Origin of the sequence: Micromonospora chokoriensis (genome assembly GCF_900091505.1) — a bacterium.
Taxonomy (GTDB): Bacteria; Actinomycetota; Actinomycetes; order Mycobacteriales; family Micromonosporaceae; genus Micromonospora; species Micromonospora chokoriensis.
In genome coordinates, this window is record NZ_LT607409.1 from 5,245,485 (window position 1) to 5,271,008 (window position 25,524).

Annotated in this window: 23 protein-coding genes; 6 read left to right on the forward strand and 17 right to left on the reverse strand. The window is 70.4% G+C overall.

Annotated elements, in window-relative coordinates; translation table 11 throughout:
* Nucleotides 1-5 precede the first annotated feature (5 nt).
* From GA0070612_RS24380 to GA0070612_RS24395, 4 genes are all read right to left on the reverse strand, one after another.
* Entirely contained in the window at nucleotides 6-1,430 is a 1,425-nt protein-coding gene (locus GA0070612_RS24380; RefSeq protein ID WP_157742586.1) for an O-antigen ligase family protein, read from the reverse strand.
* Nucleotides 1,431-1,672: 242 nt separating this feature from the next.
* Nucleotides 1,673-2,968: a glycosyltransferase family 4 protein gene (locus tag GA0070612_RS24385; RefSeq protein ID WP_088990037.1), complete on the reverse strand. Its 1,296-nt coding sequence runs from the start codon at nucleotides 2,966-2,968 to the stop codon at nucleotides 1,673-1,675.
* A gap of 205 nt (nucleotides 2,969-3,173) precedes the next feature.
* Nucleotides 3,174-5,450, reverse strand: a complete 2,277-nt coding sequence (katG, locus tag GA0070612_RS24390; RefSeq protein ID WP_088990038.1) for a catalase/peroxidase HPI — start codon at nucleotides 5,448-5,450, stop codon at nucleotides 3,174-3,176.
* A complete protein-coding gene (locus GA0070612_RS24395) occupies nucleotides 5,447-5,902 on the reverse strand; it encodes a Fur family transcriptional regulator (RefSeq protein WP_269458271.1) in 456 nt (151 codons plus the stop codon). Before GA0070612_RS24395 ends, katG begins: the two co-directional genes overlap by 4 nt.
* Before the next feature lie 198 nt (nucleotides 5,903-6,100).
* Here GA0070612_RS24395 and GA0070612_RS24400 point away from each other — a divergent pair, with 198 nt between their 5' ends.
* From GA0070612_RS24400 to GA0070612_RS24410, 3 genes are all read left to right on the forward strand, one after another.
* A complete protein-coding gene (locus GA0070612_RS24400) occupies nucleotides 6,101-6,508 on the forward strand; it encodes a YciI family protein (protein ID WP_088990039.1) in 408 nt (135 codons plus the stop codon).
* Nucleotides 6,505-7,650, forward strand: coding sequence for an RNA polymerase sigma factor (locus tag GA0070612_RS24405; RefSeq protein WP_088990040.1), 1,146 nt, complete (start codon nucleotides 6,505-6,507; stop codon nucleotides 7,648-7,650). The genes GA0070612_RS24400 and GA0070612_RS24405 overlap by 4 nt, the downstream gene beginning before the upstream one ends.
* Before the next feature lie 435 nt (nucleotides 7,651-8,085).
* Nucleotides 8,086-9,114 carry a glycoside hydrolase family 11 protein gene (locus GA0070612_RS24410; protein ID WP_088990041.1) on the forward strand — a complete coding sequence of 343 codons (1,029 nt, stop codon included), beginning with the start codon at nucleotides 8,086-8,088 and terminating at the stop codon, nucleotides 9,112-9,114.
* 255 nt (nucleotides 9,115-9,369) lie between these two features.
* On the opposite strand, the gene GA0070612_RS24415 is transcribed toward GA0070612_RS24410, so the two are convergent.
* Together GA0070612_RS24415 and GA0070612_RS24420 are read right to left on the reverse strand one after the other, a co-directional pair.
* The gene (locus GA0070612_RS24415; RefSeq protein WP_088990042.1) at nucleotides 9,370-10,809 is read right to left on the reverse strand and encodes a serine/threonine-protein kinase; all 1,440 of its coding nucleotides are present in this window, start codon (nucleotides 10,807-10,809) and stop codon (nucleotides 9,370-9,372) included.
* 92 nt (nucleotides 10,810-10,901) lie between these two features.
* Nucleotides 10,902-11,882, reverse strand: coding sequence for an NAD(P)-dependent alcohol dehydrogenase (locus GA0070612_RS24420; RefSeq protein ID WP_088990043.1), 981 nt, complete (start codon nucleotides 11,880-11,882; stop codon nucleotides 10,902-10,904).
* A gap of 116 nt (nucleotides 11,883-11,998) precedes the next feature.
* On the opposite strand from GA0070612_RS24420, the gene GA0070612_RS24425 reads away from it, so the two are divergent.
* A complete protein-coding gene (locus GA0070612_RS24425) occupies nucleotides 11,999-12,715 on the forward strand; it encodes a TetR/AcrR family transcriptional regulator (RefSeq protein WP_088990044.1) in 717 nt (238 codons plus the stop codon).
* A gap of 87 nt (nucleotides 12,716-12,802) precedes the next feature.
* Here the strand turns inward: GA0070612_RS24425 and GA0070612_RS24430 are convergent, their stop codons facing one another.
* The 6 genes from GA0070612_RS24430 to GA0070612_RS24455 all read right to left on the reverse strand — a co-directional run bounded on the left by GA0070612_RS24430 (nucleotide 12,803) and on the right by GA0070612_RS24455 (nucleotide 18,024).
* Nucleotides 12,803-13,696 carry an SGNH/GDSL hydrolase family protein gene (locus tag GA0070612_RS24430; protein WP_088990045.1) on the reverse strand — a complete coding sequence of 298 codons (894 nt, stop codon included), beginning with the start codon at nucleotides 13,694-13,696 and terminating at the stop codon, nucleotides 12,803-12,805.
* A 127-nt stretch (nucleotides 13,697-13,823) separates the two neighbouring features.
* Entirely contained in the window at nucleotides 13,824-14,498 is a 675-nt protein-coding gene (locus GA0070612_RS24435) for a DUF6891 domain-containing protein (protein WP_088990046.1), read from the reverse strand.
* 55 nt (nucleotides 14,499-14,553) lie between these two features.
* Nucleotides 14,554-15,168 carry a dihydrofolate reductase family protein gene (locus GA0070612_RS24440; RefSeq protein ID WP_088990047.1) on the reverse strand — a complete coding sequence of 205 codons (615 nt, stop codon included), beginning with the start codon at nucleotides 15,166-15,168 and terminating at the stop codon, nucleotides 14,554-14,556.
* 106 nt (nucleotides 15,169-15,274) lie between these two features.
* The gene (locus GA0070612_RS24445; protein ID WP_157742587.1) at nucleotides 15,275-15,757 is read right to left on the reverse strand and encodes a GNAT family N-acetyltransferase; all 483 of its coding nucleotides are present in this window, start codon (nucleotides 15,755-15,757) and stop codon (nucleotides 15,275-15,277) included.
* Between the two features lie 251 nt (nucleotides 15,758-16,008).
* The gene (locus tag GA0070612_RS24450) at nucleotides 16,009-17,409 is read right to left on the reverse strand and encodes a non-reducing end alpha-L-arabinofuranosidase family hydrolase (protein ID WP_088990049.1); all 1,401 of its coding nucleotides are present in this window, start codon (nucleotides 17,407-17,409) and stop codon (nucleotides 16,009-16,011) included.
* 162 nt (nucleotides 17,410-17,571) lie between these two features.
* Nucleotides 17,572-18,024, reverse strand: coding sequence for an OsmC family protein (locus GA0070612_RS24455; RefSeq protein ID WP_088990050.1), 453 nt, complete (start codon nucleotides 18,022-18,024; stop codon nucleotides 17,572-17,574).
* Between the two features lie 159 nt (nucleotides 18,025-18,183).
* Between GA0070612_RS24455 and GA0070612_RS24460 the strand changes: the two genes are divergently transcribed.
* On the forward strand, nucleotides 18,184-18,897 hold the full coding sequence (locus tag GA0070612_RS24460) for a hypothetical protein (protein WP_088990051.1): 714 nt from the start codon (nucleotides 18,184-18,186) through the stop codon (nucleotides 18,895-18,897).
* Between the two features lie 9 nt (nucleotides 18,898-18,906).
* On the opposite strand, the gene GA0070612_RS24465 is transcribed toward GA0070612_RS24460, so the two are convergent.
* Nucleotides 18,907-19,674, reverse strand: coding sequence for a class I SAM-dependent methyltransferase (locus GA0070612_RS24465; protein ID WP_088990052.1), 768 nt, complete (start codon nucleotides 19,672-19,674; stop codon nucleotides 18,907-18,909).
* 140 nt (nucleotides 19,675-19,814) lie between these two features.
* On the opposite strand from GA0070612_RS24465, the gene GA0070612_RS24470 reads away from it, so the two are divergent.
* The gene (locus GA0070612_RS24470; RefSeq protein WP_088990053.1) at nucleotides 19,815-21,395 is read left to right on the forward strand and encodes an FGGY family carbohydrate kinase; all 1,581 of its coding nucleotides are present in this window, start codon (nucleotides 19,815-19,817) and stop codon (nucleotides 21,393-21,395) included.
* A 12-nt stretch (nucleotides 21,396-21,407) separates the two neighbouring features.
* Here GA0070612_RS24470 and GA0070612_RS24475 read toward each other — a convergent pair whose 3' ends face one another.
* The 4 genes from GA0070612_RS24475 to GA0070612_RS24490 are packed head-to-tail and all read right to left on the reverse strand — an operon-like array spanning nucleotide 21,408 to nucleotide 25,517.
* Nucleotides 21,408-22,292, reverse strand: a complete 885-nt coding sequence (locus GA0070612_RS24475) for an ABC transporter permease (protein WP_088990054.1) — start codon at nucleotides 22,290-22,292, stop codon at nucleotides 21,408-21,410.
* Nucleotides 22,292-23,191, reverse strand: a complete 900-nt coding sequence (locus GA0070612_RS24480; protein WP_088990055.1) for an ABC transporter permease — start codon at nucleotides 23,189-23,191, stop codon at nucleotides 22,292-22,294. Before GA0070612_RS24480 ends, GA0070612_RS24475 begins: the two co-directional genes overlap by 1 nt.
* Nucleotides 23,188-24,300, reverse strand: a complete 1,113-nt coding sequence (locus tag GA0070612_RS24485) for an ABC transporter ATP-binding protein (protein ID WP_088990056.1) — start codon at nucleotides 24,298-24,300, stop codon at nucleotides 23,188-23,190. The genes GA0070612_RS24480 and GA0070612_RS24485 overlap by 4 nt, the downstream gene beginning before the upstream one ends.
* Complete coding sequence (locus tag GA0070612_RS24490) at nucleotides 24,297-25,517, reverse strand: extracellular solute-binding protein (RefSeq protein ID WP_088990057.1); 1,221 nt, start codon at nucleotides 25,515-25,517, stop codon at nucleotides 24,297-24,299. Before GA0070612_RS24490 ends, GA0070612_RS24485 begins: the two co-directional genes overlap by 4 nt.
* Nucleotides 25,518-25,524: the final 7 nt, after the last annotated feature.

Consider the following 25,524-nt stretch of genomic DNA (forward strand, 5'->3'; position numbering starts at 1 on the left):
TTCACTCAGACCGGGACGGACGTGCTTCGCGGCTGCTCGCCGGCCACCTGCGGAACCGGGTGGCGGGCGATCGCACTGGCCGCCGCGGCGAACGCGACGAAATACCAGAGCGTAACCACATTGGAAATGACGTTGGACGCCGCGCTGACCGCCACGAACGCGACGGCGCAACCGGTGAAACCGACAGCGACGCCCCGCTCGAAGCTGCCCGGCGGCGCCCGCCGCAGCGCCCGGCGCGCGGTGTGCAGAAAGGCGACAAGCATCATCAGGTACGCCCCGAGACCGAGCAACCCGGTCTCGACGTACGCCCGGAGGAAGTCGTTGTGCGGCTTCTTCGCCTCGTCGGTCTCACGCTGGGTCATGTTCGGCCCGATGCCGGTGACCGGATTACGGTCGGCCAGCGTGACGATCTCGGTCCAGTAGCCGATCCGCCACGCCAGGGTGTTCCCGGTCGGATCCCCGCCGACGGCGCGTGAGCTGCCGAGTTGGGCGAACCGCTCACCGACGGCGGGCACCAGGGCCACCCCGGCGACCGCCACCACGCAGAGGGTGACCAGCATCCGCTTGCTGCGGTGCAGCACGGCGACCACGACCAGACCGATCGCCGCGCCGAGCAGGGCGCTGCGGGTGTTGCTCAGCAACAGGAACAGCAACGAGAGCCCGAGCAGCACGCCGAGGATCACCCGCAGGCGGCGACCCAGGAAGCGGTACACCGCGAACCCGAAGATCACCATGAACATCAGGTAGCGACCGAACGTGGTCGACTGGCTGAACGTGCCGCTGATCCGGGTGAAGTCGCCCTTCATCTCGGCCGGCGGGTTGCCGAGCAGCGACAGGACGACCGTGTAGCCGAGCGACAGCACCAGCGAGACGTAGCAGGCGAGCAGAATCCGACGGATCGCCGCGGTGTTCGGCATCAGTTGTTCCAGCACCACGAACATCACCACCACGGTGAGGATCCGCAGCGCCTCCAGCAGGCTGTTCGCCGGCCGGGTCGCGCCCAACGCGCTCACCACGCTGCTGGCCCCGACGAGCAGCATGGCCCACCCCAGGGGCGAGCCGCGCAACCGCCCGTGCCGGCTGAGCTGCGCGGCCAACCACAGCCCGGCGGCGAGGAGGAACAGCACCGCGAGCAGCGTGGACGGGTCCATCACCCGGGCGGCGCCGGCGGAGTCGGGCCGGCCGGCACTCGGTCCGGTGAGCTTGAACAGGTCGACGCAGGAGCGGACCGCGAGCATCAGCAACACGTACCCGGAGAACCGGGTCAGCGCGAGGACTGCCACCGCGACGCCCGCGACCACCGCGAGTGGCAGCACCATGCCGCGACGGTCACCGGCCGCCATCGAGACGCCGGCGACCACCGCCACGGCGGCGGCGGCCAGCGCCGCCGCGCCGGTGAGCAGACGGGTCGTGTCCACCCTGGTGCTCATCGGTGGAGTCCCGCCGCCCGGCGGATGACCGGGTCGTTGCGCATCGACCACCTGCTGCGTGTGTTGTCCCACTGATCCCACTGAACCGACGTCGACGCTGCCGGGCATGGTGAACCGATCCTCCCGGCACAAGATCGGTTCAATCTAGCCCGGTCACCGCCTCGGAAGAAGGGGCCGTTGCACCGATCGGCTGATCCCCCGCAGGGCTGACCCGCCGCCGTACCGGGGAACGGGCCGAACGGTCAGTCGGCGGCGGTCGGCAGTCGTGCCCTGACGCGACGGCCCCTGGCCGGGACCAGGCTGAGGTAGAGGCGCTCCAACTCGTGGGCGGCGGTGTCCCAGCTGTACGTCTCGGTGACCCGGTCACCCAGCGCCGTCGCGCCGGCCCGCTCCCCCGCCAGGTCCCCGAGCAGCGCCGTCAGCACCCGGACCAGGTCGTCCTCGTCGCCGTCGCGGAACAACCGGCCGCCGGCGGCGTCGGACTCCAGCACCTCCAGGTGCGGCGCGATGTCGCTGGCGACCACGGGAAGCCCGTACGCGGCAGCCTCCAGCAGGGTCAACGGCAGCCCTTCGAGGCGGGACGGCTGGACGAAGCCGGCGGCGTTGGCGTACAGCTCGGCGAGGAGGTCTCCGTAGGCGAACCCGGTGAAGACGATCCGGTCGTCCCCTTCGGCGGCACGGTGCAGCTGGTCCACGTAGTCGTCGGTGAACGACGACCCGCCGACGATCGCCAGCCGCACTCCGGTGTCGAGCCGCCGGAAGGCCCGGATCAGCAGGTCGGCGGCCTTCTCCGGGACCAGCCGGCCGACCAGCAGCAGATAACCGCCGGGGGCCAGCCCGAAGCGGGCCTCGATCTGTCGGCTCGACGCCCGCCGGGCCGGGTTGACGCCGTTCGGGATGTAGGTCGTGGGCCGGCCGAACCGGGTCTCGTAGTGGGTGGCGAGCCCTCGGGAGACGGCGACCCGCTGGTGCGGGACGTAACCGCTGAGCCAGTGGGCGCTGCCCAGCACCGTACGCGCGGCGAGGCCCCACTTGGCCCGCTGGTTGTCCAACCCGTGCACCGTCAACACCACGCCCGCGCGGGAGAACATCCGGGGCACCGGTGCGACCAGGGCCGGCCCGAGCCCGTGGTAGTGCACGATGTCCGGTCGTCCGGTCATCGCCGCCACGGTCGAGGTGGCCGCGTGCACGATGGCGTCGAGGTGCTTGCTCGCGATGGTGTGCACCTCGCGCAGGCGTACGCCCCGGTAGTCGTCGGCCGGCATCCTGCCGTAGCTCCGGCGACAGTAGACGGTGACCTCGTGCCCGAAGCCGGCCAGCCGGCTGGCCATCTCCTCGACGTGCCGCTCGATGCCGCCGTAGGTCGCCGGCATCCCCTTCTGCCCGATCATCGCGATCCGCAGTGGACGCCACCCGGCACCGGCGTCCTCCGGACCGGTCGACGGGGCGACACGGGCCGACTGAGCCCGTTGCCGGGGGATCGCGGGACCACCCGCGTGTCGATCCGCTTCCTCGGCCTGCAGGTCGGGATGGGCCACGATGACTCCCTGCGTGACTAGGTCCGCGCCCGTCACCCGGGCAGGTGAACACCTTGTCACGTCATGGGCCGTACGCCAGCCGATCAGTCGTACAAAAAAATCATCAGTGGGATTCGCGCCCTATGGGATGTCATCGACATGACGCCGACATGGACGAGCCCCGACCGATCGCTGACGGATCGGCCGGGGCTCGTCGTGGTCACCGTCAGGCGATGTCGAACCGGTCGAGCTCCATGACCTTCGTCCAGGCCGCCACGAAGTCGGCCACGAACTTGCCGCGGGCGTCCTCGCTGGCGTAGACCTCGGCGAGGGCTCGCAGCTGCGAGTTGGAACCGAAGATGAGATCGACCGCCGTGGCGGTCCACTTCACCTCGTCGGTGGCCAGATCGCGGATCTCGTACACGTGCTCCTCGGACTTCGACGCGCTCCACCGGGTGCCCGGGGACAGCAGGTTCGCGAAGAAGTCGTTGGTGAGCACACCCGGCCGGTCGGTGAGCACACCGTGCGGAGCGCCACCGGTGTTGGCACCGAGGGAACGCAGGCCGCCGACGAGGACGGTCATCTCCGGCGCGCTCAGGTTGAGCATGTACGCGCGGTCGATCAGCAGCACCTCCGGCTGGGTCTTCTCACCCTGACGCAGGTAGTTGCGGAAGCCGTCGGCACGCGGCTCCAGGACCCGGAACGACTCGGTGTCGGTCTGCTCCTGGGTCGCGTCCGTACGACCCGCGCGGAACGGCACGGTCACGTCGACGCCGGCGTCCCGCGCCGCCTTCTCGACGGCTGCCGAACCGGCCAGCACGATGAGGTCGGCGAGCGAGATCTTCGCGCCACCGGCCTCGTTGAACTCCCGCTGGATGCCCTCCAGGACACCCAGCACGGTCGCCAGCTGCTCGGGCTGGTTGACCTCCCAGTTGCGCTGCGGCTCCAAGCGGATCCGGGCACCGTTCGCACCACCGCGCTTGTCGGTGTGCCGGTAGCTCGCCGCCGACGCCCAGGCGGTGGAGACCAACTGGGCGGTGCTCAGGCCGGACTCCAGGACCTTCGCCTTGAGCGCGGCGACATCGGCGTCACCGACCAGCTCGTGGTCGACGGCCGGCACCGGGTCCTGCCACAGCTGCGGCTCGGCCACCCACGGGCCGAGGAAGCGCTCGATCGGGCCCATGTCGCGGTGCAACAGCTTGTACCACGCCTTGGCGAACGCCAGCGCGAACTCGTCCGGGTTCTCCAGGAAGCGGCGCGAGATCTTCTCGTACGCCGGGTCGACGCGCAGCGACAGGTCCGTCGTGAGCATCGTCGGCTTGTACTTCTTCGCCGGGTCGAACGGGTCCGGGATGATCGCCTCGGCGTCCTTGGCGACCCACTGCTTGGCGCCGCCGGGGCTCGTGGTGAGCTCCCACTCGTAGCCGAACAGGATCTCGAAGAAGCGGTTGCTCCACTGCGTCGGCACGTCGGTCCAGGTCACCTCGAGACCACTGGTGATCGTGTCACCGCCCTTGCCGCTGCCGTGGGTGCTCAGCCAGCCCAGGCCCTGCGCCTCCAGCGGGGCGCCCTCGGGCTCGGGGCCCACGTGGTTGTCGGCGACGCCGGCGCCGTGGGTCTTGCCGAAGGTGTGGCCACCGGCGATGAGGGCGACGGTCTCCTCGTCGTTCATCGCCATCCGGCCGAAGGTCTCGCGGATGAAGTGCGCCGCGGCGGCCGGGTCCGCGTTACCGCGGGGGCCCTCCGGGTTGACGTAGATCAGACCCATCTCGGTCGCGCCGACGCCGGGCGTCATCTCCTTCTCGGAGGCGTACCGCTCGTCGCCGAGCCAGGTGTCCTCCGGACCCCAGAAGATCTCCTCGGGCTCCCAGACGTCCTCACGGCCGAAGCCGAAGCCGAAGGTCTTGAAGCCCATCGACTCCAGGGCCACGTTGCCGGCCAGCACGAGCAGGTCGGCCCAGGAGATCTTCTGGCCGTACTTCTGCTTGACCGGCCAGAGCAGCCGACGCGCCTTGTCCAGGTTGGCGTTGTCCGGCCAGCTGTTGAGCGGGGCGAACCGCTGGCCACCGTCGCCGGCGCCACCGCGACCGTCCTCGATACGGTACGTGCCGGCGGCGTGCCAGCTCATCCGGATCATCAGGCCGCCGTAGTGGCCGAAGTCGGCCGGCCACCAGTCCTGCGAGGTGGTGAGCACCTCGACGATGTCCCGCTTGAGGGCCTCGACGTCGAGCTTGGCGAACTCCTTGGCGTAGCTGAAGTCCGCCCCCAGCGGGTTGCCCTTCGGCGAGTGGGCGTGCAACACCGAGAGGTCGAGCTGGTTGGGCCACCAGTCCCGGTTGGTGCGCGGACGGCCGCCGGTCTTCGGAGTCGGCGAGTCGATCGCCGGGTTCTCGCTCTCGCTGCCGTGCGCGGTCACCGAGTCGTGCGCCACCGGGCAGCCGGCCGCTGCCTTCTGGTCCACACCCTGTGCACTGGTGGGGCGGTTGTCCTGGGTGTCGCTCATGAACTTCCTTCCGAGCTTGCGGATCTCTGGGGCGTACGGGCGGTCGCGCAGTCGGGGCAGATGCCCCAGTAGACGACCTCCGCCTCGTCGACCACGAAACCGTGGTCGACCGGGGCGGTGAGACAGGGGGCGTGACCGACGGCGCAGTCGACGTCGGCGATCACGCCGCAGGTGCGGCAGACGACATGGTGGTGGTTGTCCGCGACCCGGGACTCGTAGCGGGCGGTCGCGCCGGCCGGCTGGATGCGCCGCACCAGACCGGCGTCGGTGAGCACGCGCAGCACGTCGTACACCGCTTGGTGGGAGATCGTCGGATGATCTGCCCGGACCAGCGCGATCACGGCGTCGGTGCCGACGTGCGGGTGGTCGCGCAACGCCGCGAGCACCGCCAGTCGAGGCCGGGTCACCCGCAGCGAGGCGGCCCGCAGTTGCGCCTCGAAGTCGGACATCACTTGCCGAACACTAGCCCACTTTTCTGGAACCAATCAAGTTTTGCCCGGGTCCGCGCGCCGTCGTGGCGAAGAGTTCACCAAGGCCCGCCGCGATAGTAGAAATAATCCGGACGGCCATGTCGAGAACCGACACCCGGCTTCGTCCCCGGGGTGAACGCGACCACGACGGGTCGCCCACCAGCGCCAAGGAGAACCACGATGGCCAAGTACCTGCTGCTCAAGCACTACCGCGGCGCCCCCAGGGCGGTCAACGACGTGCCGATGGACCAGTGGACGCCGGCGGAGGTCTCGGCCCACATGCAGTACATGCGCGACTTCGCCGCGCGACTCGAGGAGAGCGGTGAGTTCGTCGACGGTCAGGCCCTCGCCCCCACCGGGACGTTCGTCAGGTACGACGGCGAGGGTCGCCCGCCGGTCACCGACGGCCCGTTCGCCGAGACCAAGGACCTGATCGCCGGCTGGATGGTGATCGACGTCGACAGCTACGAGCGCGCCGTCGAGTTGGCCGGGGAGTTGTCGGCGGCCCCGGGAGCGGGCGGGAGGCCGATCCACGAGTGGCTCGAACTGCGCCCGTTCCTGACCGAGCCGCCCACCATCACCGAGTGAACGAGTCACAGCTCCGGGGCCTCACCCCGAGCGTGCTCGGCGTCCTCGTCCGCCGCGGAGTCGACTTCGCGGCGGCCGAGGACGCCGTGCAGGACGCGCTGGTCGAGGCGGTGCGCGTCTGGCCGGCCGACCCACCGCGGGACCCGAAGGGCTGGCTGATCACCGTGGCCTGGCGCCGGTTCCTCGACGCGGCCCGGGCGGACGCGGCCCGCCGCCGACGCGAGGACGCCGTCGACGAGGAACCGGCACCGGGGCCCGTCTCGGCCGTGGACGACACGCTGTGGCTCTACTTCCTGTGCGCCCACCCGTCGCTGACGCCGTCGTCGGCGGTCGCGCTCACGCTGCGCGCGGTCGGAGGTCTGACCACCCGGCAGATCGCGCACGCCTACCTGGTCCCCGAGGCGACCATGGCGCAGCGCATCAGCCGGGCGAAACGCACCGTCTCCGGGGTGCGGTTCGACCAGCCCGGCAACGTCGCGACCGTGCTGCGCGTCCTCTACCTGGTCTTCAACGAGGGCTACTCCGGCGACGTCGACCTCGCCGCCGAGGCCATCCGGCTCACCCGGCAACTCCGGGCGGCGATCGACCATCCCGAGGTGGCCGGGCTGCTCGCCCTCATGCTGCTCCACCACGCCCGGCGCGCCGCCCGCACCGCGCCCGACGGCAGCCTGGTGCCACTGGCGGAACAGGACCGCAGCCGGTGGGACACCGAGTCGATCGCCGAGGGCGTGACGATCCTCCAGGCGGCTCTCGCCCGCGATCGGCTGGGCGAGTTCCAGGCCCAGGCCGCCATCGCGGCACTGCACGCGGACGCTCCCGCCGCCGGGGAGACCGACTGGGTGCAGATCGTCGAGTGGTACGACGAACTCGCCCTCCTGACCGACAGTCCTGTCGTCCGACTCAACCGCGCGGTCGCCGTCGGTGAGGCCGACGGCGCGCGGGCCGGCCTCGCGGCGCTCGCGGCGCTGGACGAGTCCCTGCCCCGGTACGCGGCGGTGGCGGCCCACCTGCACGAACGCGACGGCGATCTGGCGACGGCGGCCCGGTTGTACGCCGAGGCAGCCCGGACGGCACCCAACCTCGCCGAGCGCGACCACCTGACCCGGCAGGCCGCGCGGCTCAACACCGACCGGTCCCGCTGACCCGTCCCCCGCTTCCGCAAGGACGCCGGTCATCGGATGATTTCAGTCCGGAAAGTGTTCGGAAGTTTTCGGTGACTGATCGACGCACGCATAACGATCACCACGGCCACTCGCCCGGCCCAGGCCGCGCTGATCGACTACTGACCTGGCGAGACGTCGTCCTCAGGGATTCCGCTGGCCACCGCGGTCCTACCGCCATGTTTCCGAAAATTGTTGACAAGGGGACGGCCGGGTACATACGGTCCCCATCGACGGCATTCAATCGCCGTCGTGCACCGCATACCGCGATCCACTCCTCCGCTCGTCGTGCAGGACGACCGGTCAACCACCACCACGCGGTACGACGACAGTGGCCGCCACCCGACCACCGGCAGCCAGCCGAGACGTGCCGCATTGCTGGCCCCCCGCCAGCCGTCACGAGGAGGAAACACGAACATGAGCGACACCAGCCACATCCCCATCGCACCACAGAGGCGCGGCCGGCTACGGCTGCTCCTCGGCGCCGCGTGCGCCGTCGTCGTGGCCGTCGCCGGCACCATGACGGCCACCAACGCGTACGCCGAGGCGGACCGGACGCTCACCTCGAACCTCACCGGCACCCACAACGGGTACTACTTCTCGTTCTGGAAGGACAGCGGCAACGCCAGCATGACGTTGCGGGCCGACGGTCGCTACTCCAGCAGCTGGGACCGGAGCACCAACAACTGGGTCGGCGGCAAGGGTTGGGCCACCGGTAGCCGACGGACGGTCAGCTACTCGGGCACCTACAACCCGGGCAACAACAACACGTACCTCGCCCTGTACGGGTGGACGCGTAACCCGCTGATCGAGTACTACGTGGTGGAGAACTTCGGCAACTACAACCCGAGCAGCGGCGCCACCCGTCTGGGCACCGTCACCACCGACGGCGGCACCTACGACATCCTGCGCAGCCAGCGGGTCAACGCCCCGTCGATCGACGGCAACCAGACGTTCTACCAGTACTGGAGCGTCCGCCAGCAGAAGCGGTCGAGTGGCACCATCACCACGGCCAACCACTTCGACGCCTGGGCACGCGCCGGCCTGAACCTCGGCAGCAACCACGCCTACCAGGTCATGGCCACCGAGGGCTACCAGAGCCAGGGCAGCTCCGACATCACCGTCTGGGAGGGCGGCGGCGGCAACCCGACCACCCCGCCCACCACCGGCAACCCGGGCACCGGCAACTGCAACGCGACGCTCTCCGCCGGTCAGCAGTGGGGTGACCGGTTCAACCTGAACGTCGCGGTCAGCGGCACCAACAACTGGGTGGTCAGCCTCGGCCTCAACGGCGGCCAGAGCATCCAGAACAGTTGGAACGCCTCCGTCAGCGGCACCAGCGGCACGGTGACGGCCAGGCCGAACGGCAATGGCAACAACTTCGGCATCACGGTCATGGCCAACGGCAACTGGACCTGGCCGACGGTCAGCTGCCGAACCAGCTGACCCTGGGCAACTCCTGAGTCACACCTCTGGCGTGGCGGCTTCGGCCGCCACGCCAGAGTCGTGTCGACAGCCTCGCGAAACGCGCCCCGGCCGGCGCTGGCCACCGGCTCGGCTCGGCCCGAGCGCTCGCTGCCGAGATCCGCACTACATCAGGGATGGTGCTGTCTCCGGAGAGCGGGAGGCAGCACCATCCGGGACGTTGCGCGAATCTTGGGCGGCGGGCGGGCGGGGCGGCAGACGGCGGCGGTCGTGGTCCTACAGCTGCCGTGCCGATGAGGTCTGCGCTGCGGGTTCCTCTGCCGACGGCTTCTTCGTCGGGTTCGCCACCGGCTCGTCCTCGGGCTCGTCCTCGGGGTCCTCCGAGGACGGCTGGGTCGGCGTCGCACCACCCGTCGGTGCTGTCGTCGGGTCGGTCGGTGCGCTCTCGGACGAGGTGGGCTCGGGCCCGCCCCCGGTGCTCTCTCCGGGAGACGGTGATTGGCCGTCCGTTCCCGCACCGGCCGGGCCGCCGGGCGTCGGGGTCGTGGTCGCCGAGCCGGTCGCGCGGACCGGCAGGCCCGCAGAACCTCGGGAGTTCGGGTCGCCGCCACCGGCACCGGGGCCGGGATCGCGTTGCGACGGCACCGTCGGCGACACGCTGGGTGGCGTCGACGGTTGCCCGGTGCGGCCGGGCATGATTCCGGTGGGATCGGCGAAGACCAGGACGGCGGCTGCGGCGGCCAATGATCCGACCAGCGCCGCGAGCACCTTCGGCCCCGGGCCGCCCGACCGCTTCGCCGCGCTGCCGACCACCGGACGCTGGACCTCGGTGCGCTCGGCCGGTGCTCCGATCGGCACTGCGACGGCGGTCCGCAGCAACTGATCGGACGAATCCGCGAGCGCCTGCGCCGCCGTGGCCATGGCCGCCGCCGTCGGGAAGCGACGAGTGGGCTCCTTGGCCAGCGCGGTGGCGACCAGCCGCCGGACCGCCTCCGGGACGTCCTCGGGCAGCGGCGGCGGCTCGTCCTGGAGATGCCGCAGCGCGACCGCGACGGCGTTCTCACCCTGGTGCGGGGGCCTGCCGGCGAGGCAGTGGTAGACGACGGCCCCCAGCGCGTAGATGTCGATCGCCGGGGTGGTCTCGTTCCTGGTGACCTGTTCGGGTGCCATGTAGAGGGCGGTGCCGACGACCTGGTTCGTGCCGGTCAGGCTCGCCGCCTCCTGCGTCACCGCCACACCGAAGTCGACGAGCACGACGTGTCCGTCCGGCTCGATGATCAGGTTGCTGGGCTTGACGTCCCGGTGCACGACGCCGGCGTCGTGTGCGGCCTGGAGCGCACCGGCGGTCTGCGCGGCGATCGACATCGTCTCGGCGACGCCCAGCCGGCCGACCTCGGCGATCCGCTCCGACAGGGGTTGCCCCTGCACACACTCCATGACGATGTACGCGAGGACCGGCGCGTCGGGCCCGGACACCTCACCGTAGTCGTAGACCTGGGCGACACCGGGATGACGCAGCGCCGCCATCGCCCGCGCCTCGCGACGGAACCGCTCGCCGAAGCCCGGGTCGGTGACCAACCGGGGTTGCAGCATCTTGACCGCGACGCAGCGGTCCAGGGTTTCGTCGACCGCCCGCCAGACGTCACCCATCCCACCGCTGGCGATGCTCTCGACCAGACGGTAACGGTCTCCGACGACGCGCCCCACAATCGGCATGGCACTGTCGGTACCCCGGTCTTCCCGATCTCAAGCACCGCGACGCCACGTCAGGTCCCCGATCCCGTGGCGCGGCGGACCCTCGCGGCCGGTCAGACGGTGATCACGACCTTGGCCCGCGCGTGCTCGCCCTCCAGGTAGCGCATCGCCAGGGGCACCTCGTGCAGGGGATAGTCCCGGTCGATGACCGGGGTGAGGCGGCCGTTCTCGGCGTGGGCGCGGAGCGTGTCCAGGTGGTGCCGGCCGGGGACGGCCGTGAGGACGACGATGCGGTGCCGGACGAACGGCGCCAGCAGCCGTCCGCGCATGATCAGGCCGATCGGTCCGAGAAGGCTGCCGCCGCGGTACACACCCCCGCCGGAGAGCACCAGCGTCCCGGTCGGGGTCAGCACCCGCCGGAGCGCCCGCAGCGAGCGGTTGCCGACCAGGTCGAACACCACGTCGTAGCGGCGGGTGTCGCGGGCGAAGTCGTCGCGGGTGTAGTCGACGACGTGCTCGGCGCCGAGGGAACGCACCAGGTCGACGTTGCGGGTGCTGCACACGGCGGTCACTGTCGCGCCGAGCACCGTGGCCAACTGGACCGCGAGGGTGCCGACGCCGCCGGAGGCACCGTTGACCAGAACCCGGTGGCCGGGCCCGACCCGCCCGGCGTCCAGACCCATGAGCGCGGTGACGCCGGCCAACGGCAGGGCGGCGGCCTGCTGCGGGGTCAGGTTCGCCGGCTTCGCCGCGACCAGGTTCTCGTGCACGCACACGTACTCCGCGAACGCGCCGTTGGCGTCACCGAGGTCACCGAAGACGGCGTCGCCCGGGCGGACCTGTCGGACGCGCGCGCCGACGGCCTCGACCCGGCCGGCGACATCGCGGCCGCGGATACGCGCTCGGGGCCGGGTGCGCCCCAGCGCCAGCCGCGCCACCCGTGGGTCACCCCGCATGGCATGCCAGTCGTACGCGTTGAGCGCGGCTGCCTCCACCCGCACGAGCACCTCGTCGGGGGCGGGCACCGGCGTGTCCACGTCCGCGAGGGTGAGCGTTTCGGGTGGTCCGTACCGGTCCTGCACGATCGCCTTCATCTCTCCACCCCTCCCTTGGTGTACGGCGTACACCTCATGCCACAAAGGCTAGGTGTACGCCGTACACCCGTCAAGGGGTCTAGGGTTTCGTTGTCCACCGGACGACGAGGAGCGAGATGGCCGAGCAGGCGGAGACGCTGCGCCGCACGCCGCTGAGCAGGGACCGCGTCCTCCGCGCCGCCGTCGCGCTCGCCGACGAGGCCGGGATCGAATCCCTCAGCATGCGCAACCTCGCGCAGGACCTGGGTGTCGTGCCGATGGCCCTCTACAAGCACGTGGCCAACAAGGACGAACTGCTCGACGGCATGATCGACGTGGTCGTCGGCGAGATCCGCGCCTCCGAGCCCGGCACCGACTGGAAGCGCGCGATCCGCGGACGCATCCTCTCGGCGCGGGAGGTGCTTCAGCGCCACCCCTGGGCGCCACTGGCGATCGAGTCGCGAAACATGGCGACACCGGCCATCCTGGCCTACCTCGACTCCATGATCGGGACGTTCCGGGCCGGTGGCTTCTCCGTCGACCTCACCCACCACGTGATGCACGCGATGGGCAGTCGGATCCTCGGCTTCAGCCAGGAACTCTTCGACGCCGGCCGCCGCGCCGGTCGAAGCGGCCGGGCCGACACGAACCCACCGGCCGCCCTCCCCCCGGAGATCGCGGCCAGGTTCCCGCACGTCGCGGAGATCGCGATGGCGGCGTCGCATGACGACGAGTCCGTCCTCGGGCCGGGCTGCGACGATCAGTTCGAGTTCGAGTTCGCCCTGGACCTGCTTCTCGACGGCATCGAACGGCTGCACCACCACGGCTGGGCGTCCACCCGCCGGCCCAACTGAGACGCCCGCGGACCACGAGGGCCTGATCCCGCGTCGAGTCGGCCCCGCCGGGAGCGGCGGGGCCGACTCGACGGATCGCGGGACTGCTCAGCTGTTGAGCGTGGCCAGCAGGGCGGTGGCCATGCCCTGTTCACCCCGGGCGTTCGGGTGGAACGGCGCGGCGGCGTTCTGCGGCACCAGGCCCTCGACCCACCGGGTACCGCTGCTCTTGCACGCGTCCCGACCGATCGACGGCGTGTAGACGTCGGAGTAGCTGGCGCCGTTCGCACTCGCGACGCTCGCCAGCATCGCGTTCAGCGACTTCTCGATGCCGCGCAGGTACGGCACGTCCTGGTAGGCGATCGGGACGACCGGCCAGCAGCCGTACCCGGTGTCCGGCAGGATCGCCGGGTATCCCAGCACCACGACCCGCGCGCTCGGCGCCGCCCGGCGAACCGCCTGGAGCACGGCCGTCACCTTCGGCGTCGCGGCGACGATCCTCGCCTGCAACTGGTCGACGCCTCCGGCGGTGAAGCGGTTCTTGCACGGCGACCCGAGCGGGCTGCTGACACTCGCCTCGGCGCAGTCGCCGATGATGCCGGAGAACCCGATGTCGTTGCCGCCGATCTGCACCGTCACCAGTGCCGTGTTCGACGTGACCGCGTTGATCTGCGGCGGCAGCGCGGTGCCCAACTGACCACTGCCACCGGAGAGGATGTCGTCGGTGGTGGCACCGGAGCAACTCACGTCGGCGAACGACGACGAGCCGGCGGCCGCGGCCACCAACGACGGGTAGTTGCGGCTGGACCGCAGGCAGTTCAGGTCGACCTGGCTGGGGATCAGCGGGCCGGCGGTGTACGAGTCGCCCAGCGCGACGTAGCGGCCGGTGGGCACGGCCGCGCTGGCGGGGGTGGCGACGGTGAGCAGCACACCGGCGGCGGCCAGGGTCAGTGCGGCCAGCCGGGTGGCTGCCCGCAGCAGGGGCAGGCGGGGACGGGTCATGGCGCCTCCCAAGGAGGGGATCACTGGGGGTGGTGGTGCCCAAGATCCTGTCCCCGCCAACGCCGAACGTCAATATAGATGGACCTCATTAAACAGGGTCTCGGGGTGTGGGCCGGACCGGTGGCGCTCAGCCCAACGGCGCGTACCACTGGGCGCCGGTGACCCTGATCCGCTTGGACTGCTTGCGGTTCCACTCCACCCGCATGCCGTGCTTGCGCAGCACCGGGAACGCGACCTCGTCCAACAGGCGCTCCAGGTCGGCCTGGTAACCGGCCTGCTGCTCCGCCTCCGACAGACGGCCGTAGGCGGCCTCGTCGAAGTCGGCCGGAGGATAGACGCCGTAGCCGAGGTAGACCGCGCCCTCCTCGCTGACGAGCAGAGACTCGGTGTCCTGCTGGTGGAACCAGAGGAAACCGCGCCAGTGCCGGGAGTCGTCGCGCTCGTCGTCGATCTCGGCGCTGGCGCAGGTGCCACAGCAGCTGAAGTTCGCCCGGGCCAGCACCCCCGCCTCGTTGAGCTCGGCGAAGGCCCGGGTGATGTTGGCGGTCACCTCACCCCACTGCCGCTGCTGCGCCCGCCGAGCGGCCACCGCCCTGCCGTGCGCCGCCCTCAGCTCGTCGTCGGTGGCGCCGCAGCGCTCCTCCTCGTCGTCGAAGAAGTCGACGAATTCGTCCGGGTCATCCTCACCGCGCACGATCGAGGCCCACAGCTCGTCCTCGATGGCGCTCCGCCCCGGCTCGGGGATGCGATCGGTCAGGAACCGGGCGCCCTCGGGGCGATCGTTGTACGTCCAGTCGGTCACGAACGAATCTTCACACAGGCGTACGACGGCTTGGACGCCCCGGAAGGCCGGCGTCCTAGTTGCCGGCGGGCACCTGGTCCTTGACGTCGTCGTAGCCGGCCGGGGCGGGCGCGGCAGCCGGCGCGTAGATCACGCGGAGCACACCCGTCGGGAACGACTCCGTCGCCAGCACGCGCAGGTGGTAGGCCGAATCGCCCTCGTCGAACAGCTTGCGGCCCTTGCGTGCCGCGACCGGGTGCACCAGCAGCCGCAGCTCGTCGACCAACCCCGCGACGAGCAGCTGCTGCACCACGGAGATCGACCCGGGGACAAGGATGCCGCGTACGTCGGCGTCGGCCTTCAACGCGGCGACGGCGTCGACGAGACCCCCCTGGATCACCTCCGAGTTACGCCAGGAGAACTCCAGCGGTTGGCGCGAGACGACGACCTTGCGCATGTCCCCGAGCTGCTTGGCGAACGGCGCGTCCTCGCCACCCGCGGCCTCCCGATCGGGCCAGGCGCCGGCGAAGCTGTCGTACGTCTCGCGGCCGATCAGCAGCACGTCGGCGGTCTCGTAGTCCTCGGTGACGGCGCGGCCCATGTTCTCGTCGAAGTACGGGAAGTGCCAGTCAGGATCGATTTCGGCCACGCCGTCGGCCGAGATGAACAGCGTGGAGATGACCTTTGCCATCGCGGGGTCCCTTCGAGTCGGGTGACGTCGGTTGCTCGACCGGCGCATCGTCCCAAACTCGTCAGCCACCGGCTGCCCCGATGACGCGTGTCGCACCAGGTCTTTGTCAGCCGGACGTCACGGGGGCGAGCCAGTGCCACGTTTCGAGCAGCTTGCGCTGCCCCAGCCCGTTCGTCCGCTCGACGACGTCGTCGTCGCTCCGGACGTACCCGGCGGACGCGGCGACCCGCTGCGAGGGCAGGTTGCCCTGCACGATGCTCAGCCGCAGTCGGGGGAAGCCGAGCTCTTCGTGGCAGAACCTCGTGATCGACCGCAGGGAACGCGACGCCAAACCTCGGCCGCGGTGCGCCGGGCCGATGGCGTACCCCAGCACTCCGCTCGCCACGTGAAGGGCGACGAGGCCGAGCGGCTCCCCGCCGTCGCGCGTCACGGCCAGGTCGACGATGCCCTGGTCACGGCGTTGCCGGATTCTGGCCAGGAACGCGTCCGCGTCGAACGGAGAAGGAATGTCGGTGTTCGCGGCGATATCCGGCGCGTCGAAGAGGCCCGGCAGGTGGGGCAGATCGGCGTCGAGCCAGTCGCGCAGCACGACCCCCTCCCCTTCCAGCACGAGAGGGGAGGCGGTGGGATCGACCGCTGACGACACAGTTGAATCACAGCTCACACACCATCGTTGCACGGCTGTCGGCGCGGGCCTGAGCTGTGCAAACGACCGGACCCTGGACGTGTGGCGCGGACCATGCGCGGTCGGACGGTCGCCCGCCCTCGACGCGGAATGGGCGGGCTCGGCGTGACGCCGAGCCCGCCCGTTCCCTGTCGGTCGAGGGTGATCGAACCGTGTCAGCGTTGCAGGGTCAGCAGACCCGGTCGGTACGGCAGGAGGCCGTAGTCGCCGCCGGAGTTGGGCGAACGGCCCTGGTAGAGCAGTTGCAGGTTGCAGGCGTTGACGGTCATCGTCTGGTCGGCGCTGGTCCGCAGCAGCTCACCGTGGCTGATGTCGTTGGTCCAGGTGGCACCGCTGTTGGCCTTGCCCGCGAACGGGTTGCTCTCGGACGTGGCCTGCGGCGTCCACGAACCACCCAGGCTGGTGGCCGTGAAGCTGCGGAAGTAGCGGCCCTGCGAACCGATCGCCTCGACGATCATGAGGTACTTGTTCAGGCCCTGGAGCTTGTAGACCTGGACGGCCTCGAACAGGTTGTTCGTCGTGTCACTCATGATCGTGGTGTAGTTCGACCCGAAGCTGCCCGGGAAGTTCCCGATCGGCATGCTCGCCCGGTAGATCTTGCCGTTGTCACCGGCGAAGAACAGGTACATGTTCTGGCTGTCGCCGATGACCGCCTGGTCGATCGGCCCCGTACCCGAACCCGTGATGCTGCCGCTGAACAGCGTCTGCGCCGACGACCACCCGTTCGGGTTCGTCGGGTCAGTCGACGTCCGGTACGAGAACGCCGGCCCACCCCACTGGTACGCCAACACCCAGATGTTGCGCGGCGCGAAGTAGAACAGCGACGGCGCGACGGTCGCGTTGTTCATCGCGTTCTGACTGGCCGAGCCCATCTGCGAGTAGTTCGAGAACAACCCGAAGTTCATCGAACCCCACCTGGTCCCGTTGTCGTGGGTGGTGGCGTAGACCAGTTGCTGGCCGTTGTACGGCGCGACGGTGAAGTCCTTCAGCGACACCCAACCCGACCTCGGCTGCGCCAGCGCGCCGGTCGACGACCACCGGTACGACGACGGGAGATCGCAGGTGTTGGTGGGAGGCGGAGTGGTCGGCGGTGGGTCGGTGGGCGGCGGGGTGGTGGTCGGCGGAGTGGTCGGTGTGGTGCCACCGGTGCACGTGACGCCGTTGAGAGCGAAGCTGGTCGGCACCGGGTTGCTGCCCGTCCACGAGCCGTTGAAGCCGAACGACACCGAGCCGTTGGTCGGGACCGAGCCGTTGTAGCTCACGTTCTTCGCCGTCACCGCCGAACCGCTCTGCGTCACCGCGGTGCTCCACGCCTGCGTCACCGTCTGCCCGGCGCCGTACGACCACGTCAGCGTCCAACTGGTCAGCGGGTCGCCCAGGTTCGTAAGGGCCACGTTGGCGGTGAAGCCGCCCTGCCACTGCGACGCCACGGCGTAGTTCACCGAACAACCCGCTGCTGCGGCGCCCGCCGGCAGCGCCGCGACAACCGACGACGACACCAGTAGGGCAACGCCGGCCGAGACCAGGCCGACATTGGTAGCTCTGGATCTGGTCATATAGCACCTTCCTGACGGGATGGCGGCCAATGCATTGATGGTGGTCACCGCGAGCGGAGCGCATGTGAGCGTTAACAGGCCGCGTCAGGTATGTTACGGGAGCGCTCCCATAACCTCAAACCATTGAAGATGTTAATTATTTCAAGAGGTGAGTGAGCGTGCTCAGCGCTGGTCTACAGCGCTGGCAGCACCGGCAATGGCGATCGAGACCGGAGCGCCCAACTCGACGGTACGGGAGACCGTGCAGAGCCGGTCGTGCGACTGCTGCAACGAGCGGGGCAACGCCTCGCGCGCCCGGTCGCCGTCCGCGCCGGCCGGGAACGTCACGGTGAACTCGACAGTGATGTTCTGCATCCGGTTGCCCCCGGACTCGTCCCGGATCTTGTCGCCGGTGACCGCGACGGAGAACTGCGTCGGTTCGGCGCGACGGCTGGTGATGTGGTCCACGTCGACCGCGCTGCAACCGCCGATGGCCGCCAGGAGCAACTCCACGGGTGTGAAGCTGGAGTCCTCGCCCGTGCCCAGCGACATCGACCCGCCACGGACGTTACGCGCGACGTAGTTACCCACGCTGGTGCGCTCGATCTGCACCGAGCGGAAAGTGTCCTCACTCATGACCGGAAACCTACCCAGGCTTCGCCGGGATCGTGCGGCGAGTGCGGATCCCCGTCCAGCCGGTGGTCGGGATCGGTCCGCCACCCCGTCCGCAAGGGAGGAACGGACGAGGCACTAGCATTGCCGCCGTCCACGACGGCTCTGCTGAAACGAGGCGACATGCGTTGGCTCCGGCGGTTGCTGGGCGGTAGGCGGGTCCAGCTCGACCCGGGACGACAGCAGACGCTGTTGCGGGACGCCCAGTCCCGCTACGGCGCCCACGCGCAGGTCCGGTTCCCGGACCAGGTCGAGGCGCTGACCGCAGCGCTGGACAGCGACGACGGCCTGGTGGTGGCCGCCCGGATCGTGAGCCAGGTCGCCGACGAGGCCCACGTGGATCTTCAGGCCCAGGCCCACGAGATCCACCGACGGACGGGCCGGCGACTCCTGGTGCACCGCCGCAACTACCGGCCGCTGTGGGTGGAGGCCGGCCACGCCCTGCGCTGGCCGCTGTTCGCCCTGCCGAGCGGCTTCCACCCGTACGCGCAGGTGACCGCCGCGGTCACGGTGGTCGGCAGCCGAGCGCCGCGGCTGGAGCGGGTGACCGACCCGAACCCGCTGCTGACCCGCGTGTTCGAGGTGCTCGACCTCACCACCGCCGCCTGGGAGTACGGACGGGTGCGGGTGGACACCGACGCCGCCGTCCTGGCCGATCGACTGATCCTGAGCGCCGGGCAGGTCCTCGCGGCCATGGACGCCCCGCCCCGGCTGCCACCGGCGGTCCGGGAGCTGATGCGCCGCAACAACACCGTCAGCGTGCACGACCCGGCCGGCCCTCGGGCGGTGGGTGGCATCAACCTGGGCGCGCGGATGCGCGAGAACTTCCTGGTCTGAGCAGCCGCGCTACCGCTCGGGACGCCGACGGGCGAGATGGACGACGATGTCGGCGGCGAGGTCGACCGTCTCGGGCAGGACCTGCGTGATCCGGTCGAAGACCTGCTCCTGTTCCGAGGTCGGCAGTTCGAGGTACGCCGAGATCGTCGACAGGTGCCCGACGTAGTCGTCGGCGCTCATCGTCAGACGCCGCTCGATCACGACCTGCCGCACATCGGTGAACCACTCGGACCGCTGAAGCTCGGTGCCCGGCCACTGCATCGCCTGCCCCGGGGGCGTGCCGTCGGGAGACGGCACCTCGTCGCTCTCCAGAAACGGCGCCCGGACCGCACGCACCGCCTCCGCCACCGCCGGATCCGCCGGCTGGATCGGGGCGCCGAACGAGGCGAACACGCCACCCGGCTCCACCAGCGCGGCCATCCGCGACCACCGACCCTCCGCCTTCGTCCAGTGCAGCGCCGCGGCCGCGTACACCAGGTCGTATGTCTCCCCCGGTCGCAGGTCCTCGAATGCGGCCTGCACGGTCTGGACGCGGGACGGCACATGTTTGCGCAGTTCGGCGAGCATGGCCCCGTCCGGCTCGGTCGCGGTGACCATGACCTCCCGTCGGGTGAACAGACGGGTTGCCTTGCCTGTCCCCGCACCGATCTCCAGGGCCGTCCGAACCGGCCGGCCCGCGTAGGTCATCACCAGGTCGAGAAGCTCGACGGGATATCCCGGCCGGTACCGTTCGTATGCTTCCGCCACCATCCCGAAGCTCAGCGCGCGAGCAGACATGCCGACAATCCTGTCACGACTCACGTCGTCGATGCTCGATCTTCCTCCCCTGATCGACAAGGCGCTTGCGCATCGTCAGGGCGACGGCAACTCCGCGCAACCGCTTGCCGCCCCGCCGAGCGCCTCCCGACCATTGGCGGATGAGCCCGGGAGGTCCTGTCATCCTCGCGGTCGACCTGGGCACCACGACCGTCCGGGCGGCATCGTTCGCGCTGGACGGCACCGTGCGGCACGTCGAGACACGGCGGTGTCCACTCCTGCAGCCGGCACCCGGCTGGCTGGTGGTGGAGCCCGACGTCCTCATGGCGGCCACCCTGGCGGCGATGTCCGCCTGCGCCGCCGCCATCGAGGGCGCGGAGGTCGTCGCTGTCACGCTCAGCACCGCCAGGGGCGCCCTGATCGGGTTGGACGCGACGCTGACGCCGGTGACGCCGCTGCTCACCCGGCACGACTCGCGGTCCGCCGAGGCAGCCCGCGACCTGCGGTCCTCCGGCCAGAGCCGAGAGTTGCACCGATTGTCGGGCACACCTGTGCACCCGGGCAGCCCGCTCTGCAAACTCATGTGGTTCGCCCGCCACGAGCCGTACCTCTGCGCCGCGACGCGGTGGTGGGTCGGCCTCAAGGACTACGCGCTCCACCGGCTGACCGGGGCGGTGGTGACCGAGCTGTCCTCGGCTTCCGGCACCGGACTGTTCGACGTCCACCGGCGGATGTGGAGTCCTGCGGTCCTCGACCTCGCCGGGGTGTCCGAGAGTCAACTGCCCCCGGTCCTGCCCACGACGGCCGTCCTGCGGCTGTCGGCGACGGCGGGCCGGTCGGTCGGCCTGCCGTCCGGCACACCTGTCGTCGTGGGCGCGTGCCACGAACCGGCGCGCGCTCTGGGCACCGCGGCGATCGACAGCACCGTCGCCTGTGTGACGCTGGGTGCCACCGGGTCCCTGCGGACGGTGGTCGCCGCTCCCCTCGTCGACGGAACGGAGACCTTCACCTGCGGCGCGTTGACCGACGACACGTGGGTTCTCGGCGCCACGGTGGCCAACGGCGGCAACGTCGTGCGGTGGGCCGGTCACACCCTCGCGCCCGAGCATCCGTCGACGTCCGGTGACGACTGGGCACCGCCCGCGCTCCTGAGGCTCGCCGAACGGATCGCTCCGGGAAGCGACGGCCTCGTGATGCTGCCCCACGCGCGCGACGACCGGGCCCACCCGGAGGGCTCCGGCCCGTTGGGGGCGTACCTGGGGTTGCGGGGGCACCACTCTCGCGGTCATCTGGTGCGGGCCGCCGTGGAGGGCGTCTGCCTGCAACTCGGTGGCGTTCGCGACCGCCTGGCCGAGGTGACGCCGGTCAGCAGCGTTCACCTGGCCGGGGGCGCGTTTTCCTCTCCCCTGTGGCGGCAGGTGATGGCGGCGGTCCTGGACTGTCCGGTGCGGGCGTCGGGCGCGACCGACGACGCGGCCCTCGGCGCGGCCGCGCTCGGGCTCTTCGCGATCGGTCTCTCCCCCGACCTGCAGGGGGCGGTCACCCAACTCGATCCGGAGGGCACCCGCAGCGAACCGGTCACCGTCGACCCGGCCCTCGCCGCGGCGTACCGCGGCCTACGGACGAAGCTGCCCGTACTCCGCACCGTGGTGGGACGGGTGGGCGACATCCTCGACGAGGCGGCCGCCGGGCACGCCGACGGGCGGACCGACGCGCTGCCCCGCGACGCCGTGGGCGGTTGACGAGGCCGCCGCTCAGTGCTCTGGCTCGTCCTTGACCCGCGCCACGAGCTGCGTCGGATTGACGTAGCGCAGGGCGACGACGAGCAGGACGAGCATCATCGAGGTGTAGATGACCGCCATGGCGTCGACCGACTGCTGGGCCCGGATCCCGGACGCCGACATCGAGTAGTAGAGCGCCACGACGAGGGTCTGCGAGTCCGGCCCGGCGGTGAGGAAGGTCAGTTCGAACATCCCCACCGTCCGCACGAGGACGAGGATCGCGGAGGCGAGGATGCCCGGGACGAGCAACGGTGCGAGGACCCGGAGGAACACCGTCCGCAGTCCCGCTCCGCACATGCGCGCGGCGCTCTCGACCCGCGGGTCGATCTGCTCGATGAACGGGGTCATCGTCAGGATGACGAAGGGCACCGAGGGTACGAGGTTGGCGAGCACCACCCCGGACATGTTCCCGGCCAGACCAAACTTGTAGAGGACGGTCGCCAGCGGAATGCCGTACGTGATCGGCGGCATCAGGATGGGCAGCAGGAACACGAGGAAGATCAACCGTTTGCCGGGGAACGACCGCCGCGCGAGCACGTAGGCCGCCGGCACGCCGATCAGCAGCGAGAGACCCACGACGAGTACGGAGACCTCCAGCGTCACGACGATGACCCGCAGGAGCGCGAACTCCTCCCAGGCCCGCCCGTACCAGCTGGTGGTGTAGCCGTCGGGCAGCCAGGTGTCGAACCAGCGCTGGCCGAACGAGCTGACCAGCACGGACGCCACGACGCCCAACAGGTTGAGGAAGAAGAAGACGACGACGCCCCACACGATCCAGGCGGCGGGTCGCGCGACGATGCGCCGACGTGCGGTGCGGGCGGGGGACGGCGTCGGTGGCGCCTCGGTGATCGTTGCCATCAGCCCTTGCCTCCGGTGGAGCCGGTGTAGAAACGGCTGCGCGCGGCCAACACCACCGCGATGATCACCAACTCGACGAAGCCCATGATCATCGCGATGGCCGAGGCGTACGGGTAGTCGTACTGCTCGTACGCCGCCTGGTACGCGGCGAGGGAGATGACGCGCGTCTCGCCGGCCGGGTTGCCGACCAGGACGGCCGACGGGAACACGCTGAACGCCAGCACGAAGGTCAGGCAGAAGGTCGTGGCCAGGCCGGGCATCAGGAGCGGAAGGGTGATCCTGGTGAACCGGCGACGCCAGTCCGCCCCCAACGTCGCGGCCGCCCGTTCCAGGGTCGGATCGATGCCGGAGAGGTACGAGAGCACCAGCAGGAACGCGAACGGAAATCCGGTGATCACCAACGAGAAGAAGACACCCCAGTAGTTGTGGGTCAGTCGCACCGGCTCGTCGACGAGGTTCGTGGCCAGCAGGATCCGGTTGAACCAGCCGGTCGGGCCGAGGAAGTTCAGCAACCCCTGGGCGGTGAGCACCGTGCCGAGCGTGATCGGCACGACCAGCACTGTGGTGACCAGCCGCTTGGCCCGGAAGCGCCCGCGCATCCGGTAGGCGATCGGCACCGCGGCGAGGACGTTCAGCAGCGCGGCGGGCAACGCGATCCGCAGCGTGATCCAGATCGTGCCCCGCTCGTAGGCGTCGGAGAAGAACCGGACGTAGTCGCTGAACGGCCCACCCCTGGTCGGCTGGAACGAGAGCCCCAGCCCGTAGAAGAACGGGTAGAGGAACAGGGCGACAACGAACACCAGGGCCGGCACCAGCAACCAGAGCTGACGGTCGATGCCCCGCTCGGCGAGACGGTGCTGCCAGTGCGTCAACGGTCTGCCGGGCCGGCTGCCGCTCACCGCGCCGCCTCCACGACGTCCGCGAGACGGTCGGTCGGCTGCGCCGCGTCGGCGGGATAGACCAGGAGCCGCTGCGGGTCGACGGCGAGCGTGACCCGGTCGCCCGGTGCGATGCGCTGCTCGGTCCGCAGGTGCAGCAACAGGCCCGTGTCGGTGCGCGCCTCGGCCGCCAACTCACGCCCCTGGTACTCCACCACCTCGACGGTGGCCGGCAGGGCGTCACGGGCCTCGCCGGACCCGTCGACGCGGACGTCCTCGGGGCGCACCGCGACCACCGCGTCCACCCCGGCACGCAGGTCTCCGACGGCCTCGCCGACCAGTCGATGACCAGACGACCCGACGGTGGCCCGCACGCCGTCGACCTGCTCGACCCGGCCCGGCCACAGGTTGCGGTAGCCCATGAAGTCGGCGACGTGTCGGTTCGCCGGCCGGGTGTGCAGCTCACGCGGCGAGCCGACCTGCTGCACCCGCCCCTCCCGCAGCACCACCAACCGGTCGGCCAGGGACAACGCCTCCTCCTGGTCGTGCGTGACGTAGACGGTGGTGAGGCCCAGCGACTGGTGCAGCCGGCGGATCTCGGTGCGCATCTCCAGACGCAGCTTGGCGTCGAGGTTGCTCAACGGCTCGTCCATCAGGACGAGGGACGGCTCGAACACGACGGCACGGGCGATGGCGACGCGTTGCTGTTGACCACCCGAGAGCTGGCCGGGCAGCTTGTCGACGTGGTCCTCCAGCCGTACCAGCCGCACCGCCTCCTCCGTACGCCGGCGCGTCTCCTCCTTCGGCAACCGCCGCATCCGGAGCCCGAAGGCGATGTTCGCCCGTACCGTCAGGTGGGGGAAGAGCGCGTAGCTCTGGAACACCATGCCGAAACCGCGCCGCTCCGGCGGCAGCGTGTCGATGCGGCGCTCGTCCTGCCAGATGCTCCCGGCCGTCAACGGCAGGAGCCCGGCCAGGCAGTTCAACGCCGTCGACTTGCCGCAGCCGGACGGGCCGAGCAGCGCGATGAACTCCCCCGCCTCGATCGTCAGGTCCAACTCGGTGAGCGCGGCCTGCCCACCGAACCGGCGGGACACCCCGTCCAGGCGGAGCCGGGAGAAGGCGCTCATCCCTGCTTGACCTTCCCGCCGCCGATCTCGCGGTCCCAGCGGTTGAACGCCGCCACGAGACTCTTCGCGTCGAGCGGGACCTCGGTGGGGTTACCGGCGATCAGCGCGTCGTACTCGGGGCGGCCGAACTCGCGGATCGCGTCCTGGCTCTTCTGCGGCGCCGACGTGAGCTGGACGTCCTTCACCGCCGGCCCGGGGTAGAAGTACCCCTCGTCGTACGCCTTCGCCTGCTGCTCGGGGGTGAGCATGAACGCCAGCAGGGCCAGCACCGCGGCCTGCGTGTCGGTCGACACGCCCTTGGGCATGACGGCGTAGTGCGCGTCGGTGACCCAGTGGAACCCGTCGATCGTGGCGATCCGCGCGTCCTTGGGCACCGTGCCCAGCACCCGGGGGTTGATGTCCCAGCCGGTGGTGCTGACGATCAGGTGGGCGGTGCCGTTGGCGAGGTTCTTCATCGTCTCGGTGGTGCCGGACGGGTAGTAGTCGACGTACTGGCCCAACTCCTTGAGGAAGGCCCACGTCTTGTCCCAGCCCGCGGTGGGGTCCTTGGGGTTCGAGTCACCCAGGATGTAGGGCAGACCCATCAGGAACGTTCGTCCCGGACCGGAGTTGGCCGGTCGGGCGTACTGGAACCTCTTCGGGTTGGCCTTGGCCCAGGCGAGCAGGGCCTGCGCGTTGGTGGGTGGCGTCGCGAGTCGCGACGGCAGGTATTCGAGCAGCGGGCCGGACGGATAGTAGGTGACCGTCACGCCGGCGTTGCCGGCGAGTTTCTGCATCGCGGCGGCCGGTTCCAGGTAGTTCTGCATCCCGCCGAGCCGGTCGGCGAACGCCGGCAGCACGTCGACCCAGAGCCCCTGCTCGATCCCGGCCGCGAGGCCGTCGACGCCGGTCAACACCAGACCGATGTCCACCCGGTCCGCACCCTGCTGGGCCTTGATCTTGCCGGCCAGCTCGGGCGCAGGCGCCTTCGAGTACGTCACCCGGGAGATCACGTCCGGGTTCTTCGACACGAACTCGTCGATCATCCCCTGGGTGAGCTGTAGGTTGCCCGCCACGTCGAGGACGTTGAGCGTCACCGCCCGGCCGGGTCGCTGCGGCACCTCACCGGAGGTGTCACCCGAGGTGTCGCCGGGGGTCTCCGGCGCTCCGCACCCGACCGCGCCCACCAGGAGCGACGATGCCGTGACCAGGAGGGCGCCTCGCCGCGTCATACCCATCAGCCGT

Bases quoted from the DNA above. Each gene is read 5' to 3' on its own strand.
- GA0070612_RS24380 (WP_157742586.1), bottom strand. From the start codon at position 1,430: ATGAGCACCAGGGTGGACACGACCCGTCTGCTCACCGGCGCGGCGGCG.
- katG (WP_088990038.1), bottom strand. From the start codon at position 5,450: ATGAGCGACACCCAGGACAACCGCCCCACCAGTGCACAGGGTGTGGAC.
- GA0070612_RS24400 (WP_088990039.1), top strand. From the start codon at position 6,101: ATGGCCAAGTACCTGCTGCTCAAGCACTACCGCGGCGCCCCCAGGGCG.
- GA0070612_RS24410 (WP_088990041.1), top strand. From the start codon at position 8,086: ATGAGCGACACCAGCCACATCCCCATCGCACCACAGAGGCGCGGCCGG.
- GA0070612_RS24415 (WP_088990042.1), bottom strand. From the start codon at position 10,809: ATGCCGATTGTGGGGCGCGTCGTCGGAGACCGTTACCGTCTGGTCGAG.
- GA0070612_RS24420 (WP_088990043.1), bottom strand. From the start codon at position 11,882: ATGAAGGCGATCGTGCAGGACCGGTACGGACCACCCGAAACGCTCACC.
- GA0070612_RS24425 (WP_088990044.1), top strand. From the start codon at position 11,999: ATGGCCGAGCAGGCGGAGACGCTGCGCCGCACGCCGCTGAGCAGGGAC.
- GA0070612_RS24430 (WP_088990045.1), bottom strand. From the start codon at position 13,696: ATGACCCGTCCCCGCCTGCCCCTGCTGCGGGCAGCCACCCGGCTGGCC.
- GA0070612_RS24440 (WP_088990047.1), bottom strand. From the start codon at position 15,168: ATGGCAAAGGTCATCTCCACGCTGTTCATCTCGGCCGACGGCGTGGCC.
- GA0070612_RS24450 (WP_088990049.1), bottom strand. From the start codon at position 17,409: ATGACCAGATCCAGAGCTACCAATGTCGGCCTGGTCTCGGCCGGCGTT.
- GA0070612_RS24455 (WP_088990050.1), bottom strand. From the start codon at position 18,024: ATGAGTGAGGACACTTTCCGCTCGGTGCAGATCGAGCGCACCAGCGTG.
- GA0070612_RS24460 (WP_088990051.1), top strand. From the start codon at position 18,184: ATGCGTTGGCTCCGGCGGTTGCTGGGCGGTAGGCGGGTCCAGCTCGAC.
- GA0070612_RS24465 (WP_088990052.1), bottom strand. From the start codon at position 19,674: ATGTCTGCTCGCGCGCTGAGCTTCGGGATGGTGGCGGAAGCATACGAA.
- GA0070612_RS24470 (WP_088990053.1), top strand. From the start codon at position 19,815: ATGAGCCCGGGAGGTCCTGTCATCCTCGCGGTCGACCTGGGCACCACG.
- GA0070612_RS24475 (WP_088990054.1), bottom strand. From the start codon at position 22,292: ATGGCAACGATCACCGAGGCGCCACCGACGCCGTCCCCCGCCCGCACC.
- GA0070612_RS24485 (WP_088990056.1), bottom strand. From the start codon at position 24,300: ATGAGCGCCTTCTCCCGGCTCCGCCTGGACGGGGTGTCCCGCCGGTTC.
- GA0070612_RS24490 (WP_088990057.1), bottom strand. From the start codon at position 25,517: ATGGGTATGACGCGGCGAGGCGCCCTCCTGGTCACGGCATCGTCGCTC.